The 15,771-nt window shown below is 76.6% G+C and carries 11 protein-coding genes and 1 riboswitch; of the genes, 6 read left to right on the top strand and 5 right to left on the bottom strand.

Going from position 1 to position 15,771, the window contains the following annotated elements; all coding sequences use genetic code 11:
• The 4 genes from meaB (at position 1) to cobM (ending at position 4,129) form a co-directional block, all read left to right on the top strand.
• Entirely contained in the window at positions 1-1,005 is a 1,005-nt protein-coding gene (gene meaB, locus ACH4B3_RS24570; RefSeq protein ID WP_398466070.1) for a methylmalonyl Co-A mutase-associated GTPase MeaB, read from the top strand.
• A gap of 1 nt (position 1,006) precedes the next feature.
• The gene (locus ACH4B3_RS24565; RefSeq protein WP_398466068.1) at positions 1,007-1,867 is read left to right on the top strand and encodes a (2Fe-2S)-binding protein; all 861 of its coding nucleotides are present in this window, start codon (positions 1,007-1,009) and stop codon (positions 1,865-1,867) included.
• A gap of 159 nt (positions 1,868-2,026) precedes the next feature.
• The gene (gene cbiE, locus ACH4B3_RS24560; RefSeq protein ID WP_398466067.1) at positions 2,027-3,250 is read left to right on the top strand and encodes a precorrin-6y C5,15-methyltransferase (decarboxylating) subunit CbiE; all 1,224 of its coding nucleotides are present in this window, start codon (positions 2,027-2,029) and stop codon (positions 3,248-3,250) included.
• Between the two features lie 99 nt (positions 3,251-3,349).
• Positions 3,350-4,129, top strand: coding sequence for a precorrin-4 C(11)-methyltransferase (cobM, locus tag ACH4B3_RS24555; RefSeq protein ID WP_398466065.1), 780 nt, complete (start codon positions 3,350-3,352; stop codon positions 4,127-4,129).
• Between the two features lie 103 nt (positions 4,130-4,232).
• On the opposite strand, the gene ACH4B3_RS24550 is transcribed toward cobM, so the two are convergent.
• Positions 4,233-4,784 (bottom strand): carbohydrate binding domain-containing protein, encoded by a 552-nt coding sequence (locus tag ACH4B3_RS24550; RefSeq protein ID WP_398466063.1) that lies wholly within the window; start codon positions 4,782-4,784, stop codon positions 4,233-4,235.
• Positions 4,785-5,200: 416 nt separating this feature from the next.
• Complete coding sequence (locus ACH4B3_RS24545) at positions 5,201-6,331, bottom strand: cobalt-precorrin-5B (C(1))-methyltransferase (RefSeq protein ID WP_398466061.1); 1,131 nt, start codon at positions 6,329-6,331, stop codon at positions 5,201-5,203.
• 218 nt (positions 6,332-6,549) lie between these two features.
• On the opposite strand from ACH4B3_RS24545, the gene ACH4B3_RS24540 reads away from it, so the two are divergent.
• Positions 6,550-7,314, top strand: a complete 765-nt coding sequence (locus ACH4B3_RS24540) for a cobalt-precorrin-6A reductase (protein WP_398466059.1) — start codon at positions 6,550-6,552, stop codon at positions 7,312-7,314.
• A 199-nt stretch (positions 7,315-7,513) separates the two neighbouring features.
• Here ACH4B3_RS24540 and ACH4B3_RS24535 read toward each other — a convergent pair whose 3' ends face one another.
• Genes ACH4B3_RS24535 through ACH4B3_RS24525 form a run of 3 tightly spaced genes read right to left on the bottom strand, consistent with a single transcriptional unit; the run spans position 7,514 to position 11,162 of the window.
• Entirely contained in the window at positions 7,514-9,034 is a 1,521-nt protein-coding gene (locus ACH4B3_RS24535) for a precorrin-2 C(20)-methyltransferase (protein ID WP_398466057.1), read from the bottom strand.
• Entirely contained in the window at positions 9,031-9,657 is a 627-nt protein-coding gene (locus ACH4B3_RS24530; protein ID WP_398466154.1) for a precorrin-8X methylmutase, read from the bottom strand. The genes ACH4B3_RS24535 and ACH4B3_RS24530 overlap by 4 nt, the downstream gene beginning before the upstream one ends.
• Positions 9,658-9,668: 11 nt before the next feature.
• Complete coding sequence (locus ACH4B3_RS24525) at positions 9,669-11,162, bottom strand: nitrite reductase (protein ID WP_398466055.1); 1,494 nt, start codon at positions 11,160-11,162, stop codon at positions 9,669-9,671.
• A 115-nt stretch (positions 11,163-11,277) separates the two neighbouring features.
• Positions 11,278-11,357: riboswitch (cobalamin riboswitch) on the top strand.
• Between the two features lie 55 nt (positions 11,358-11,412).
• On the opposite strand from ACH4B3_RS24525, the gene cobN reads away from it, so the two are divergent.
• Positions 11,413-15,057 (top strand): cobaltochelatase subunit CobN, encoded by a 3,645-nt coding sequence (gene cobN / locus ACH4B3_RS24520; RefSeq protein WP_398466053.1) that lies wholly within the window; start codon positions 11,413-11,415, stop codon positions 15,055-15,057.
• Positions 15,058-15,771 lie beyond the last annotated feature (714 nt).

Raw genomic sequence — 15,771 nt, 5'->3', positions numbered from 1 at the left:
ATGCGACCAGCCAGGCGACAGATCGACACGGACGCCTACGCCAAGGGCGTGCTCGACGGATCGCGCGCGCACATCGCGCGTGCGATCACCCTGGTCGAGTCCACCCGGGCCGACCACCGCGAACTCGCCCAGCGGCTGCTGATCGAGCTGCTGCCGCACACCGGCAAGGCGCGGCGGGTGGGCATCAGCGGCGTGCCCGGGGTGGGCAAGTCCACCTTCATCGACGCCCTGGGCACCATGCTCACCGGGCTCGGCCACCGGGTCGCGGTGCTCGCCGTCGACCCGTCCTCCACCCGCACCGGCGGCTCCATCCTGGGCGACAAGACCAGGATGGAGCGGCTGGCCGTCGACCCGGCCGCGTTCGTCCGGCCCTCGCCCAGCGCCGGCACCCTCGGCGGGGTGGCGCGGGCCACCCGGGAGTCGATGGTGGTGATGGAGGCGGCCGGCTACGACGTGATCCTGGTGGAGACGGTCGGCGTCGGCCAGTCCGAGACCACCGTCGCCGGCATGGTGGACACCTTCCTGCTGCTCTCCCTGGCCCGCACCGGCGACCAGTTGCAGGGCATCAAGAAGGGCGTGCTGGAGCTGGCGGACGTGGTGGCCATCAACAAGGCCGACGGTCCGCACGAACGGGACGCCAGGTCCGCGGCCCGGGAACTGGCGGGCGCGCTCCGGCTGCTGCAGCCGGCCGACGCCCCCTGGAACCCTCCCGTGCTCACCTGCAGCGCCCGGGAGAGCACCGGGCTCGAGGTGCTGTGGGAGCGGGTGGAACAACACCGCAAGGTGCTGGACTCCACCGGCGCGCTGGCGGCCAAGCGCCGTGACCAGCAGGTCGAATGGACCTGGTCCATGGTCCGCGACCAGGTGCTGGCGCGGCTCCACGGACACCCCGAGGTGCGGCGCCTCGGTCCGCGGCTCGAACAGCAGGTCCGTGACGGCACGCTGACCGCGACGCTCGCCGCCGACCGGCTGCTGGAGGCGTTCGGCACCCCGGTGGCCGACTGAGGTGACCGTCGACCGGGCCCTGGGCGCCTGCGCCGCCGTGGGGCCGTTCTTCGCCGTGCGCACCGGCCCGGCCGGCGACGGCCGGGGCCCGCGCGCGGAGGGCTACGTCCCGCTGGCCGAGGCGTACCGCCCGGCTGTGGGCTGCGCCCCGCCGCGGGGCGCAGCCCACGACCGGGCGGTCTCCGCGACCGGCCCGGGCCGGTCGCGGCACGCGGCACCGGGAGCGCCGGCCGCAGGCGGCGGACCCGCGGCCGGTCCGCCGGCCGCGCTGCCCGCCCGGATCGACGCGGTCGCCGGGAGCACCGGCACCGGCGAGCGGCGGGTCGCCGGGTCCCTCGCCTTCCAGGGGCTGGCCGCCCGGCTGTGGTCGGTGGCCCTCGGCCCGGCGGCCCTGGCCGGGCAGGTGCCCGACCTCCGTCCGGACGCCCTGTGGTGGAACCCGGACCGGCTCGCGCCCGACGACCTGTGGCTGCCCGGGCCCGTCCGGGAGGTCCCGGGCCCGGACGGTGCCGCGCCGCGGTTGCGCCGCACCGTCCTCTCGGACCATCTGCTGCCCCTGCACCGGGCCACCGTGGAGGCGAGCGGTGTGTCCGGCGCGCTGCTGTGGGGCAACGCCGCCTCGGCGCTGGCCGGTTCGCTGCGGGTGCTGCACGGCTGGTGCCTCGGCCGGGAACGGCCGGACGCCGCGCGCCGGGCCGTCACCCTGGCGGCGGCGCTGCTGGCCGAACCACCCCTGCGCGCGGCCGGTCACTGGCAGCGCGGCCCGGAACGGGACTTCCGGCGGCGCAGCTGCTGCCTGTACTACCGGGTGCCGGGCGGCGGACTCTGCGGGGACTGCGCGCTGCCCCGCCGTCCCGGCTGACCGCCTGCCGGGGGCCGCGCGCCGGGCCGGTGTTCCGGCCGTACCCCGGCGGAGCGCTGTGCGGCCCGGGCGAAGTAGAGTTCTGGTCGCTGTCCCCACCCTGCCGCACCCCGGCCCCCCACCGCGGTGCGCCGGATCCCCAGTGAAGAGGTAACCGCCGTGAGCCCCGCACGTCCCGAAGTGACCGTCGTGGGCATCGGGGCCGACGGGTGGTCCGGGCTGGGCGCCGCCGGGCGCGACGCGCTGCGGGACGCCGAGGTGGTGCTGGGCGGCCCCCGCCAACTGGACCTGCTGACCGCGGAGTGCACCGCCGAACGCGTCCGCTGGCCGTCCCCGCTCCGGCCCGCCGTCCCCGCGCTGCTGGCCGAGCACGCCGGACGGCGGATCGCCGTACTCGCCAGCGGGGACCCCATGTTCTTCGGCATCGGGCGCACGCTGGTCGAGGTGCTGGGGCCGGAGGCGCTGCGGGTGCTGCCGCATCCGTCGTCCGCCTCCTACGCCTGTGCGCGGCTGGGCTGGGCGCTGGAGGAGACCGAGGTGGTCAGCCTGGTCGGGCGGTCGCCGGCCCGGCTGGCCGGGGCCCTGTACCCGGGCCGCCGGCTGCTGGTGCTGAGCGCGGGCGCCGGCACCCCGGAGGTGGTGGCCGGGCTGCTGCGGGAGCGCGGGTACGGCGGCAGCCGGATGCGGGTCCTGGAGCAGCTCGGCGGCGAGCGGGAGCGCCTGCTCGACGGCACCGCGGACGACTGGCCGCACCCGCCCGGCGACCCGCTCAACCTGGTCGCGGTGGAGTGCGCCGCCGGGCCCGGGGCGCCCCGGCTGTCCACCGTCCCCGGCCTCCCCGACGACGCCTACGAACACGACGGCCAGCTGACCAAGCGTCATGTCAGGGCGGCCACTCTCGCCGCGCTCGGGCCGCGCCCCGGCGAACTCCTGTGGGACGTCGGCGGCGGGTCCGGCTCCATCGCGGTGGAGTGGCTGCGCGCGCACCGCACCTGCCGGGCGGTCACCGTCGAACGCGACCCGGTGCGGGCCGGGCGGATCGGACGCAACGCCGCCGCGCTGGGCGTCCCCGGACTCCGGGTGGTCACCGGCGCGGCACCCGCGGCGCTGACCGGACTGCCCACGCCCGACGCGGTGTTCATCGGCGGCGGGCTCACCGCCCCCGGACTGCTGGACGCCTGCTGGGCGGCGCTGCCGGCCGGCGGCCGGCTCGTGGCCAACACCGTGACGCTGGAGTCCGAGGCGCTGCTCGCCGACCGGTACCGGCGGCACGGCGGCGAACTGGTGCGGATCGCCGTCGCCCACGCGGTGCCGGTCGGCGGGTTCACCGGATGGCGGCAGGCCATGCCGGTCACCCAGTGGGCCGTGGTCAAACCGTCATGAGCGAAGCGAACACCCCGGACCGGGCCCCGGACCGGCGAACGACCCGCGGAGGCCACCAGCCGATGGGCGCGGACCACCGAACGGCTTGAGGAGACAACGATGACCGTGTACTTCATCGGCGCGGGCCCGGGGGCCGCCGACCTGATCACGCTGCGCGGCGCGCGGATCCTCGGCCGCTGCCGGGTCTGCCTGTACGCGGGCAGCCTGGTGCCCCGGGAACTGCTCGCCGAATGCCCGCCGGAGGCCCGGCTGGTGGACACCGCGCAGCTCAACCTGGACCAGATCACCGACGAACTGGTGCGCGCCCACGCGGCCGGGCAGGACGTGGCGCGCCTGCACTCCGGTGACCCGTCGGTGTTCTCCGCGGTGGCCGAGCAGATGCGCCGGCTGGACGCGGCGGGGGTGCCGTACGAGGTGGTGCCCGGGGTGCCGGCGTTCGCCGCCGCGGCCGCCGCGCTGAAGCGGGAGCTGACCGTTCCCACCGTCGGCCAGACCGTCATCCTGACCCGCGTCGCCCAGCAGGCGACCCCGATGCCGGACGGCGAGGACCTGGCGACGCTGGGACGCAGCGGCGCCCTGCTCGTCCTCCACCTGGCGGCGCGCTACGCGGACCGGGTGGTGGCCGAACTGCTGCCGCACTACGGCGCCGACTGCCCGGCCGCCGTCGTCGCGATGGCCAGCCGCCCCGACGAACTCGTGCTGCGCGGCACCCTGGCGGACATCGCGGACCAGGTGAAGGCGGCGGGCGTGGTGCGCACCGCGGTCATCCTGGTCGGCCGGACCCTGGGCGCGGAGCAGTTCCGCGACAGCCATCTGTACTCGGCGGAGCGGGACCGGCCGCACGGGCCGTGCGCACCCGCCCCGGCCGCGGGGGTCTGACGCCGGGCGCGGACGGCCGGGCGCCGCGGGCCGCCGCCGGTCGCCGGTGACGCGCGGGGCCGCCGCCGGGACCCGGTGCGGACCGGTCCCGGCGGCGGGCGTCTCAGCCCTCCGTGACCGGGGTGAGCGAGACGTTGTCCAGCGCGATGTCGTACGCCGCCCCCGAGTGGGCCAGCTGGAAGCCGAACGACACGTCGCTCACCGATTGGTGGAGGGTGACGGTCAGTTCGACGTGCCGGGTCTCCGGCGACAGCGCGACCGGGCTGTCCCACTCGGGGATGTACCGGCCGTTGAAGGTGTAGACGGACGCGACGATCGCCACGTCCCGCGAGGTCCGGGCGTCGAAGGACAGCTTGTACTGCTGTCCGGCGGTGAACGCCAGGCCGGAGTGGTTCACGGACCGGTCCCAGGAGGGTGCCCCGCCCGGGTTGCCGTCGGCGCGGCCGGTGGGCACCCGCGTGACCAGTTCGCCGTTCTCGACGCGCGGGTCGAGGTCGTTACCCGACCAGGGGTCGGTCAGGCCGTTGTCGAAGGTCGTGTTGCCGAGCATCTCGGTGCCGGTCGGCTCTTCGGCGGCGGCGGCGCCGGAGGTGACGACCGGGAACGCGAGGGCCATCGCGGCGATGCTCAGCACACTGGTGCGGACAACTCTCATGGGGTCCTTTTCCGTCGGCCGGTGATCAACCGGTTCGTTGGGGGAGTGAACTACTGAAGAACGCTGAAGAACGCTGAAGAACGCCGAAGACATGCCCAGGCGCGGGCGCCGTTGATCTTTTTGGCACGTTCCTGCAATGAGGTGTGCGGCACACCCGCCCGGGGTGTGAAGCGGGCGGCGGCGTGCCGGCGGGTACCGAGGGCGTTCCGGGGGCACCTCCGCCTCCGGCCGCACCGCCCGGCCGGCGGCGTGGCGAGTCCCTGCTTCAACGCACCCCGAGCTCCAGCGCACCCCGTGCTTCAGCGCACCCCGTGCTTCAGGGCACACCGCCGTCCGGCGCGCCCCGCTGTCCAGGGCACCCCGCGGTTCGGCGCGCCCCATGGCCCGGCGCACCCCGCGGTCGGCGCGCTCCCGGGTCAGCGGGGCCCGCGGGCCTCGGCGCGGCCCACGATGGTGCCCGCCCGGTCGATGCAGATGACGTCGACCGCCACCGGTGCCCCGCGCAGCACGCCGAGCGCCTGGTCGCGGGCCGCGGCGGCCACCAGATCGCCGAGCGGCACACCGTGCGCCGCGCACAACTGCACGGTCTCCAGACCGGTGTTGGCCGCGGCCACCGCCGTGGCCAGCTCCTCGCCTGCCCCTCCCTGGCGGGCCAGTCCGGCCAGGAAGCCCTTGTCCACCTGGGAGCGCGAGGAGTGCAGGTCCAGGTGCCCGGCGGCCAGTTTGGAGAGTTTGGCGAAGCCGCCGGCGATGGTCAGCCGGTCCACCGGGTGGCGGCGCAGGTACTTCAGCACCGCTCCGGCGAAGTCGCCCATGTCCAGCAGGGCGTCCTCGGGCAGCCCGTGCACCGCGACCGCCACCTTCTCGGACGTCGAGCCGGTGCACCCGGCGACGTGCCGGCGTCCCGCCGCCCGGGCGACGTCCACACCGCGCCGGATGCTGTCGATCCAGGCGGAGCAGGAGTACGGCACCACGACGCCGGTGGTGCCCAGGATCGACAGCCCGCCCAGGATGCCCAGCCGCGGGTTCCAGGTGCTGCGGGCGATCTCCGCCCCGTCGTCCACGGAGATCTCCACCTCCACGTCGCCGCTGCCGCCCAGCCGGGCCGCGACCAGGGCGACGTGCTCGCGCATCATCCGGCGGGGCACCGGGTTGATGGCGGGTTCGCCGACCGGCAGCGGCAGCCCGGGCCGGGTGACGGTGCCGACCCCGGGGCCGGCCCGGAAGACCACGCCGCTGCCGGGCGGCAGCGGCCGGACCGTGGCCCGCACCAGCGCGCCGTGCGTCACGTCCGGGTCGTCGCCCGCGTCCTTCACGATCGCGGCCATCGCGGACCGGCCGGGCTCCAGCCGCTCGTCGGCGAGCGCGAACGCCGGCTGCTGCCCCTTGGGCAGGGTGATGGTCACCGGGTCGGGGAACTCCCCGCTGAACAGGGCGGTGCAGGCGGCCGTGGTGGCGGCCGTCGCGCACGCCCCGGTGGTCCACCCGGGCCGCAGTCCGGTTCGCGCCAGTTGCGCCTCACGCCCGGACACCGAGATCTCAGCCACGGGGCACACCGCCGTCCCGCCGTACCCGGCCGGCGCCGCACGCGGCGGGGCGGCGGACGGCCGGTGGGGTGCCCGGTGCGGCCGCCGGTCGGGGTTTGGCATGATCCAGGCGGGGCGCGTACCGGCCGGCGGTCCGGTCCCCGCCCGGGCTCCGGCGACGGTCCGCCCGCCGCCCGGCGCCCGGTACCCGCCGGTGCCCGCACCACGAGAGGTTCCCGATGACCGACGTCCCGACCGGTTCCCGCCATGTGCTCATCCTGGGCGGCACCACCGAGGCCCGCCGACTCGCCGCGGAGCTGGCCGCCGAGGCACGGCTGCGGGTCACCAGTTCCCTCGCCGGCCGGGTCGCCGAGCCGCGGCTGCCCGCCGGGCAGGTGCGCGTCGGCGGTTTCGGAGGTACCGAGGGGTTGGCCCGCTGGCTGCGCGAGCACCAGGTGGACGCGGTCATCGACGCCACCCATCCTTTCGCCGGAACGATCAGTTTCCACGCGGCGCGGGCCGCCGCCTCGGTCCATGTTCCCCTGCTGGCCCTGCGGCGCCCCGGGTGGGTCGCCGGTCCGGGTGACCGGTGGCACCACGCGGACTCACTGGCCGGGGCGGCCGGGCTGCTGTCCGGCCTCGGGGAGCGGGTGTTCCTCACCACCGGCCGGATGGGGCTCGCCGCCTTCGCCCACCTGACCGGACCGTGGTTCCTGGTCCGCTCCGTCGACGCCCCGGAACCGCCGTTCCCGCCCCGGATGGAGGTGCTGCTGGACCGCGGCCCGTTCACCGTGGACGGGGAGGCGGAGCTGCTGCGCCGGTACCGGATCGACGTGCTGGTGACGAAGGACAGCGGGGGTGCGGCCACCGCCGCGAAGCTCACCGCGGCGCGCGAGGCGGGGCTGCCGGTGGTGGTGGTACGCCGGCCCGCGGTGCCCGCGGGCGTCCCGGTGGCCGAGGACCCGGCCGGGGCGGCCGACTGGCTGCGCGCCACTCTCGGGTGAGCCGTTCCGGCCCGCCGACCGGGGCCGCCCCGGACGGCGGGCGTCGCCGCGCCGGGCATCGTGGGGCGGGCGGCCCGGACCGGCGGCGGACGGCCCGCCCGCCTCGGCCGCCCGGTCCGGTACGGCCCCGGGCCGAACGCCGCCCCGGCCCGGACGTCCGGCGGCCGCCGCCGTGATCGCCGCGGCGGCCGCCGGACGGTCAGCGCTCGGGGTACCGGCGTGGCGTCCACACGATCTGCGTGCCGTCGCCGCGCCGGACGGTCCGCGTCTGCGAGGAACCCACCAGCAGGATGGTGCGCATGTCGACCTGCGCCGGGTCGAGGTCGCCCAGCCGCACGATCCGCACGCTCTCCGCCGGGCCGCCGATGTCCCGGCCCAGCACCACCGGCGTGTCCGGGGTGCGGTGCGCCAGCAGCAGCTCGCGCGCCTTGCCGACCTGCCAGATCCGGCTGCGCGAACCCGGGTTGTACAGGGCGAGCACCAGGTCCGCGGCGGCCGCCGCGGCCAGCCGCTCGGCGATGACCTCCCACGGCTTGAGCCGGTCCGAGAGCGACACCACCGCGTAGTCGTGGCCCAGCGGCGCACCGGCCCGCGCGGCGGCGGCGTGCGCCGCGGTCATCCCGGGCAGCACCCGCACCGGCACCTCCCGGTACGGGTCCTGGGACGCGGCCTCCAGCACGGCGGTGGCCATGGCGAACACGCCCGGGTCGCCGGAGGACACCACCGCGACACGCCGGCCGCGCCGGGCCAGGTCCAGCGCGAACTCGGCGCGCTCCGCCTCCACCTTGTTGTCCGAGGCGTGCCGCGCCTGCCCGGCCCGCACCGGCACCCGGTCCAGGTAGGTGGTGTAGCCGACCAGGTCCTCCGCGGCGGCCAGCTCGCCCCGGGCCTCCGGGGTGAGCCACAGCGGGCCCGCCGGACCCAGCCCGACCACCACGACCTCGCCCCGCGCCGCCTTCGGCGCGTCGTCCACCCGGCTCGGCAGCACCGCCATCGAGAAGTACGGCACCGACTCGGGGTCCACCTCGGCGAGCGGAGCGGTGCGCTCCGCGCCCATCGTGGCGCGCTCCACGTACAGCGCGTCCGCGAGCCGGCCGGAACGCTCCAGCGCCCGGCGGACCGTGGGGAAGGTGCGGCCCAGCTTCATCACCGCCGCCGAGTCCGTCGCGGCCAGCCGCGCCGTCAGCTCCTCCTCCGGCAGCGTGCCGGGCAGGACGGTGAGGATCTCCTCGCCCTCCACCAGCGGCTTGCCGAGCCGGGCGGCCGCCGCGCTCACCGAGGTGACGCCGGGCACCACCTCGGTGGGGTAGCGGTCGGCCAGCCGCTTGTGCATGTGCATGTACGAGCCGTAGAACAGCGGGTCGCCCTCGGCCAGCACGGCCACCGTGCGCCCCGCGTCCAGGTGCGCCGCCAGCCGGGCGGCGGCCTCGGCGTAGAACTCCTCCATCGCGCCCCGGTAGCCGCCGGGGTGGTCGGTGGTCTCGGTGGTGACCGGGTAGACCAGCCGCTCCTCGATGTGGTCCGGCCGCAGGTACCGCTCGGCGATGGAGCGGGCGATGCTCCGGCCGTGCCGGGCGCTGTGGTAGGCGATCACCTCGGCCTCGCCGATGACCTCCACCGCCCGGACCGTCATCAGCGACGGGTCGCCGGGGCCGAGCCCGACCCCGTAGAGCCGCCCGGTCCCGCCGCGACCGTTCCCGCCGGTCTGCTGCTCGCTCACTCTTCCTCGCTCGCAATCGCGTTGAGCGCGGCCGCGGCGATGGCGCTGCCGCCCCGCCGGCCGCGCACCACCAGGTGCGGCAGCGCCGCCGGATGACCGGCCAGCGCCTCCTTGGACTCGGCCGCGCCGATGAACCCGACGGGCACCCCGATGATCGCGGCCGGACGCGGCGCGCCCTCCTCGATCATCTCCAGCAGCCGGAACAGCGCGGTGGGCGCGTTGCCCACGGCCACCACCGCGCCGTCCAGCCGGTCCCGCCACAGCTCCAGCGCGGCGGCGGAGCGGGTGGTGCCCAGCTCGGCGGCGAGCTCCGGGACCGACGGGTCCGACAGCGTGCAGATCACGTCGTTGTCGGCGGGGAGCCGCTTGCGGGTCACGCCGCTGGCGACCATCTGCGCGTCGCACAGGATGGGCGCCCCGGCGCGCAGCGCCGCCCGGGCGCGGGAGACCACCTCGGGGGTGTAGCCGAGGTCCCGCACCAGGTCGACCATGCCGCAGGCATGGATCATCCGCACCGCGACCTGGCTCACGTCGGCCGGCAGCCCGGCGAGGTCCGCCTCGGCGCGGATGGTGGCAAAGGACTGGCGGTATATCGCCGCGCCGTCCTTCTCGTAGTCGAACACTGTGCCCTCGATCATGTCGTTGCCCGTGCCGCCGCAACCGCGCCGGCCGCCTCTTCCGCTGATACCGCCGTGGCGGTGTGCTCCGATCCCGAAGCGCCGCGTACCGACACCCGGTAGCCCTCGCCGGTGGCCAGGACGTCGACCCAGTCCCCGGTGCCCGGCCGGCCGCAGCGTCGCTCGCACCCGGACCAGTACACCGGCAGCGCCGCGGGCCCCGCCCGGCGCGCCGCGCGCGCCGCGTCGGCCCGTACGTCGCGCAGCGACTTGGCGCACCCGGTCCGGCCGGTGCACGCGCCGACGCCGTACCAGGGCGAACCCCGGTCCACCACCAGTCCCGCGCCGGCCAGGGCCGCCAGATGCGGCTGCCCGGTGTGCCCCGGCACCCCGGGCAGCACCACGCCGCGCCAGGGTGTCACACGCAGCTCACCGGCCCCGTCCCGGGCCGCGATCCCGGCGAGCAGCCGCCACTGGGCGGCGGTCAGCCGGCCGAGCGGCGCCAGGACCGACAGCGCGCCCGGGCCGTCCGGGCCGCCGATCAGGCCGAGCCGCGGTTCCGGATGCCCGGCGTGGCTGGGCGGCGCCGCCGGGCCGTCCGCCGCCCGGGGGTCGGTCCGCTCCCGGGCCGGGACCCCCGCCCGGGCGAGGCGGGCCAGCAGCCGCGGCGCCGACAGCCGGTGCCCGGCGGGGAGTTCGGCCACCCGCCAGGCGCGGCTGCCGCTCTCCCGGACCAGGGCCAGGAACTCCGTCGCCGCCAGCACCGCGGCGCGGGGCGCGTCGCCGGCCGCGATGCACAACTCCACGACACGCCCCGCTTCGCCGGCGGGCCCGGGCCCGGAGGCCACCGACCCGCCCGGCGGCGTCGTCGGCGGCCCGGCGACACTCCCGCCGTCCGGGCCCCGCGCCGCGCCCGACCCGCCGGACCGGTCCGGGGTGCGCGACGCCGTCCCGGACGGAGGCGAGCCGACGCGCAGTACCGCTTGCCCGTCCGGTGCTGCGATCAATGTCACATCGGCGCCCAGCGCGGCCACGTCCCCGCGCCCGTCGTCCACCGCGAAGAGGAAACGCCCGGAAAGTTCGGTCGTGTCGGATTCCGCGCAGAGCAGCTCGTCCAACGTCCGTGCCCACGCCCGCACATCGCCGTGGCCGGCGCCGTCCACTCCGGCGAGCGGCGACGCCACGATGTTCCGGGCCCGCTCGTGCCGGTCGGACGGCAGCAGTCCGGCCGCGCGCAACCGCTCCGCGAGCGCGCCGCCGCAGTCGGAACCGAGCCCGCGCAACTGCACGTTGCCCCGTGAGGTGATGTCCAGCCGGCCGTCCCCGAGTTCCTCGGCGGCGCGGGCCAGCACCTCGGCCTGACGGGCGGTCAGCAGTCCGGCGGGCAGCCGTACCCGGGCCAGCGCGCCGTCGTCCGCGGCGTGCAGACGCAGCGCCCCGGGGCAGGCGTCACCGCGCCCGCGAAGGGGTGGTTGCGCCCCTGTTGGGCTGGTTGGGGGGGTGAGCGGCATGGCGGCGAGCATACCGACGATCACACCGGGTGGCCTGCCCGCCCGACTGATCAGCCCTTACTATGCTCCTCGGCGGCCCGACCGGGACCGCCGGACGCCAGCGACGGCGCCAGGGGAGGAAGCCGGTGAGAGTCCGGCGCGGTCCCGCCACTGTCAGCCCGGCCGCACCCCCGCGGCCTGGTGAGCCAGGAACTCCCGCCGTCCCATCGACCGCCCGGGGCGCGGACCCCGAGGAAGGGCTGCTGCCGCAATGCCGCATTCGTCCGGGGGAGACCCCCGCATCCTGCTGCTGTCGACCTCCGACACCGACCTGCTCAGCGCCCGGGCGGCGGAAGGCCCCGTCGCGTACCGGCTCGCCAACCCCGCACGGCTGGACCTCGCCGAACTGCCGGCCCTGCTGGAGGGCACCGAACTGGTCGTGGTGCGCCTCCTGGGCGGCATCCGCGCCTGGCAGGAGGGCCTGGACACGCTGCTGGCCGGGGACCGCCCGGTCGTGGTGCTCTCCGGTGAACAGGCCCCCGACGCCCAGCTGATGGAAGCCTCCACGGTCCCCGTCGGCATCGCCGCCGAAGCGCACGCCTACCTGGCCCACGGCGGCCCCGGCAACCTCGGGCAGCTCGCCCGCTTCCTCTCCGACACCGTGCTGCTCACCGGGTACGGCTTCGAGCCGCCCGCCGCCGCACCCTCCTGGGGCCCGCTCGAGCGGCCCGCGCCCGCCGCGGACGCCACCGGCCCGGTGATCGCGGTGCTCTACTACCGGGCCCATCACATGAGCGGCAACACCGCCTTCGTGGAAGCCCTGTGCCAGGCCGTCGAAGCCGCCGGGGGGCGCCCGCTGCCGCTGTTCGTCGCCTCGCTGCGGGCGCCGGAGGCCGAACTGATCGACGCGCTGCGCGCGGCCGACGCGGTGGTCACCACCGTGCTGGCGGCCGGCGGCACCCGCCCCGCCGAGGCGTCCGCGGGCGGGAACGACGAATCCTGGGACGCCGGCGCGCTCGCCGCCCTGGACGTGCCGGTGCTCCAGGCGTTGTGCCTCACCGGCACCCGCGCCGCCTGGGAGGAGAACGACGAGGGCCTGTCGCCGCTGGACGCCGCGACCCAGGTCGCGGTCCCCGAGTTCGACGGGCGGCTGATCACCGTGCCGTTCTCCTTCAAGGAGGTGGACCCCGACGGCCTGCCGGTGTACGTCGCCGACCCGGAGCGGGCCGCCCGGGTCGCCGGGATCGCGGTACGCCACGCCCGGCTCCGCCACGTCCCCGCCGCACGGAAGCGGCTGGCGCTGGTGCTCTCCGCCTACCCGACCAAGCACTCCAGGATCGGCAACGCGGTCGGCCTGGACACCCCCGCCAGTGCGATGGCGCTGCTGCGCCGGCTCCGCGACGAGGGCTACGACTTCGGCTCCGAGCCGGTGCCCGGGCTGGAGTCCGGCGACGGCGACGAGCTGATCCGGGCCCTCATCGAGGCGGGCGGCCACGACCAGCAGTGGCTCACCGAGGAGCAGCTGGCCCGCAATCCGGTCCGCATCCCGGCCGCCGACTACCGCCGCTGGTACGGGCAACTGCCCCAGGAGCTGCGGGACGCGGTCGAGGAGCACTGGGGCCCGCCGCCGGGCGGGATGTTCGTCGACACCAGCCGGAACCCCGACGGCGACATCGTGCTCGCGGCCCTGCGCCGGGGCAACCTCCTCATCCTCATCCAGCCGCCGCGGGGCTTCGGCGAGAACCCGATCGCCATCTACCACGATCCGGACCTGCCGCCCTCGCACCACTACCTGGCGGCCTACCGCTGGATCGCCGCCGCGGAGGCCGACGGCGGGTTCGGCGCCGACGCCATGGTGCACCTGGGCAAGCACGGCAACCTGGAGTGGCTGCCGGGCAAGAACGCGGGCCTCTCCGCGGCCTGCGGACCGGACGCCGCCCTCGGCGACCTGCCGCTGATCTACCCCTTCCTGGTCAACGACCCGGGGGAGGGGACCCAGGCCAAGCGCCGGGTGCACGCCACGCTGGTGGACCACCTGGTCCCCCCGATGGCGCGGGCCGACTCCTACGGCGACATCGCGCGCCTGGAGCAGCTGCTGGACGAGTACGCGTCGATCTCCGCGATGGACCCGGCCAAGCTGCCCGCCATCCGCGCCCAGATCTGGACCCTCATCCAGGCCGCCAGGCTCGACCACGACCTCGGCCTCGAGGCGCGCCCGGACGACGACGGCTTCGACGACTTCCTGCTGCACGTCGACGGCTGGCTCTGCGAGGTCAAGGACGCGCAGATCCGTGACGGCCTCCATGTCCTCGGCGTCGCCCCGAGCGGCCCCGAGCGGGTCAACCTGGTCCTGGCGATCCTGCGCGCCCGGCAGATCTGGGGCGGCACCTCCGCCCTGCCCGGGCTGCGCGAGGCGCTCGGCCTGGACGAGTCGGCGGCCACCCGCAGCGGCGCCGACGACGCGGAGGAGCGGGCCCGCGCCCTGGTGCAGGCCATGGAGGACGCCGGCTGGGACCCGTCGGCGGTCGAGCGGGTCTGCCTGGGCGTCCCGGACACCCAGCGGGAGGGCGTCGCGGCGATCCTGGACTTCGCCGCCCGGCAGGTGGTGCCCCGGCTGGCCGCCACCACCGACGAGATCGACCACGCGGTGCACGCCCTGAACGGCGGCTTCGTGCCCGCCGGCCCGTCCGGCTCCCCGCTGCGCGGCCTGGTCAACGTGCTGCCGACGGGCCGCAACTTCTACTCGGTGGACCCCAAGGCGGTGCCGAGCAGGCTCGCCTGGGAGACCGGCCAGGCGCTGGCCGACTCGCTGCTGGAGCGCTACCGCACCGACACCGGTGAGTGGCCCCGGTCGGTGGGGCTTTCGCTGTGGGGCACCAGTGCGATGCGCACCTCCGGCGACGACGTCGCCGAGGCGCTGGCACTGCTGGGCGTCCGCCCGGTGTGGGACGACGCCTCCCGCCGGGTGACCGGTCTGGAGCCGGTCCCGCTGGACCAGCTGGGCCGTCCCCGGATCGACGTCACCCTGCGCATCAGCGGGTTCTTCCGCGACGCCTTCCCACACGTGGTGGGGCTGCTGGACGACGCGGTCCGGCTGGCCGCCGGCCTGGACGAGCCGGACGAGGACAACCACGTCCGGGCGCACACCCGGGCCGACCTGGCCGAGCACGGCGACGAGCGCCGGGCCACCACCCGTATCTTCGGCTCCCGGCCGGGCACCTACGGCGCCGGACTGCTCCAGCTGATCGACAGCCGCGACTGGCGCACCGACGCCGACCTGGCGGAGGTGTACACCGTCTGGGGCGGCTACGCCTACGGCCGCGGTCTGGAGGGCCGCCCGGCGCGCGCGGAGATGGAGACGGCCTACCGGCGGATCGCGGTCGCGGCGAAGAACACCGACACCCGCGAGCACGACATCGCCGACTCCGACGACTACTTCCAGTACCACGGCGGGATGGTCGCCACCGTACGGGCGCTCAAGGGGACCGCCCCGGCCGCCTACATCGGTGACAGCACCCGCCCGGAGACGGTCCGCACCCGCACCCTGCACGAGGAGACCTCGCGCGTCTTCCGTGCCCGGGTGGTCAACCCGCGCTGGATCGAGGCGATGCGCCGCCACGGCTACAAGGGGGCCTTCGAGCTCGCCGCGACCGTGGACTACCTGTTCGGCTACGACGCCACCACCGGTGTGATCGCCGACTGGATGTACGACAAGCTGGCGCAGAGCTATCTGCTGGACCCGGAGAACCGGGCCTTCCTGGAGGAGGCCAACCCCTGGGCGCTGCACGGCATGGCCGAGCGGCTGCTGGAGGCCGAGAGCCGCGGCATGTGGGAGAAGCCCGACCCGGAGGTGCTGGCCGCCGTGCGCGACCTGTACCTGGAGACCGAAGGGGAGCTGGAGGGCGGCGAGGACTGACCGGGCCCGGCCGGGCCGCCGGTCCGCCGCACGTCCGCGGAGGGCGCCGGGGCCCGGCACCCCCGTGCCGGATCCATCGCCTGACGGGCCGAACGCCCCGCGGACGAGCGCGGGGCGGGCCGGCCGCCACCCGGGGATTCGGCGGTGGCGGCCCCGAACGCCCCGGCGAAGGCGGCCGGATCCGGCGGTCGAGGGCCGGGCACAGTGGTGGCCGGGCGCCGGACGGGGCGGTGGCCGGGGAGATCACCCGGCGCCGTTCTGTCCGGCGTCGCCGCCCGGCCGGACAGGCTCCTCAGGGGGCGTGCCCGTGCCCTGCCCGGTCGTGGTGCCCGGGTACCGCCCGGCCGGGTGACCGGCGCGCGGCCGGGGAGGAGAGGCGCCCCTGACGTGCGGCGCACCGGCCGGCGCCACGCCACGCCCGCTTGTGCCGTGCCCGCAATGTGCCGTGCCCGCAGGCGCCACGCCCGTATGTGCCACGGCCGCAGGTGCCATGCCCGCATGTGCCACGCCCGTCCGCGCCGAGGGCGGCGCGCCGCACGTCACACCGGGGTACCACCACCCGGGGAGGAGCGTCCACCGTGGACCCGGGCCGCCCGGTCCGGCGGCGTTCCGGACGGGTCGGCGACGGGGCCGCCCATCCCGCGCGGGCCCGGGCCGCCCGGCATCCGCACCCCGCACCCCCTGGTGCGTCCGGGCCCCGGCTCCGCCGCCGGG

This window comes from Streptomyces sp. NPDC018031 (genome assembly GCF_044327625.1).
GTDB lineage: Bacteria > Actinomycetota > Actinomycetes > Streptomycetales > Streptomycetaceae > Streptomyces.
This window is presented reverse-complemented; position numbering and strand designations above follow the sequence as displayed.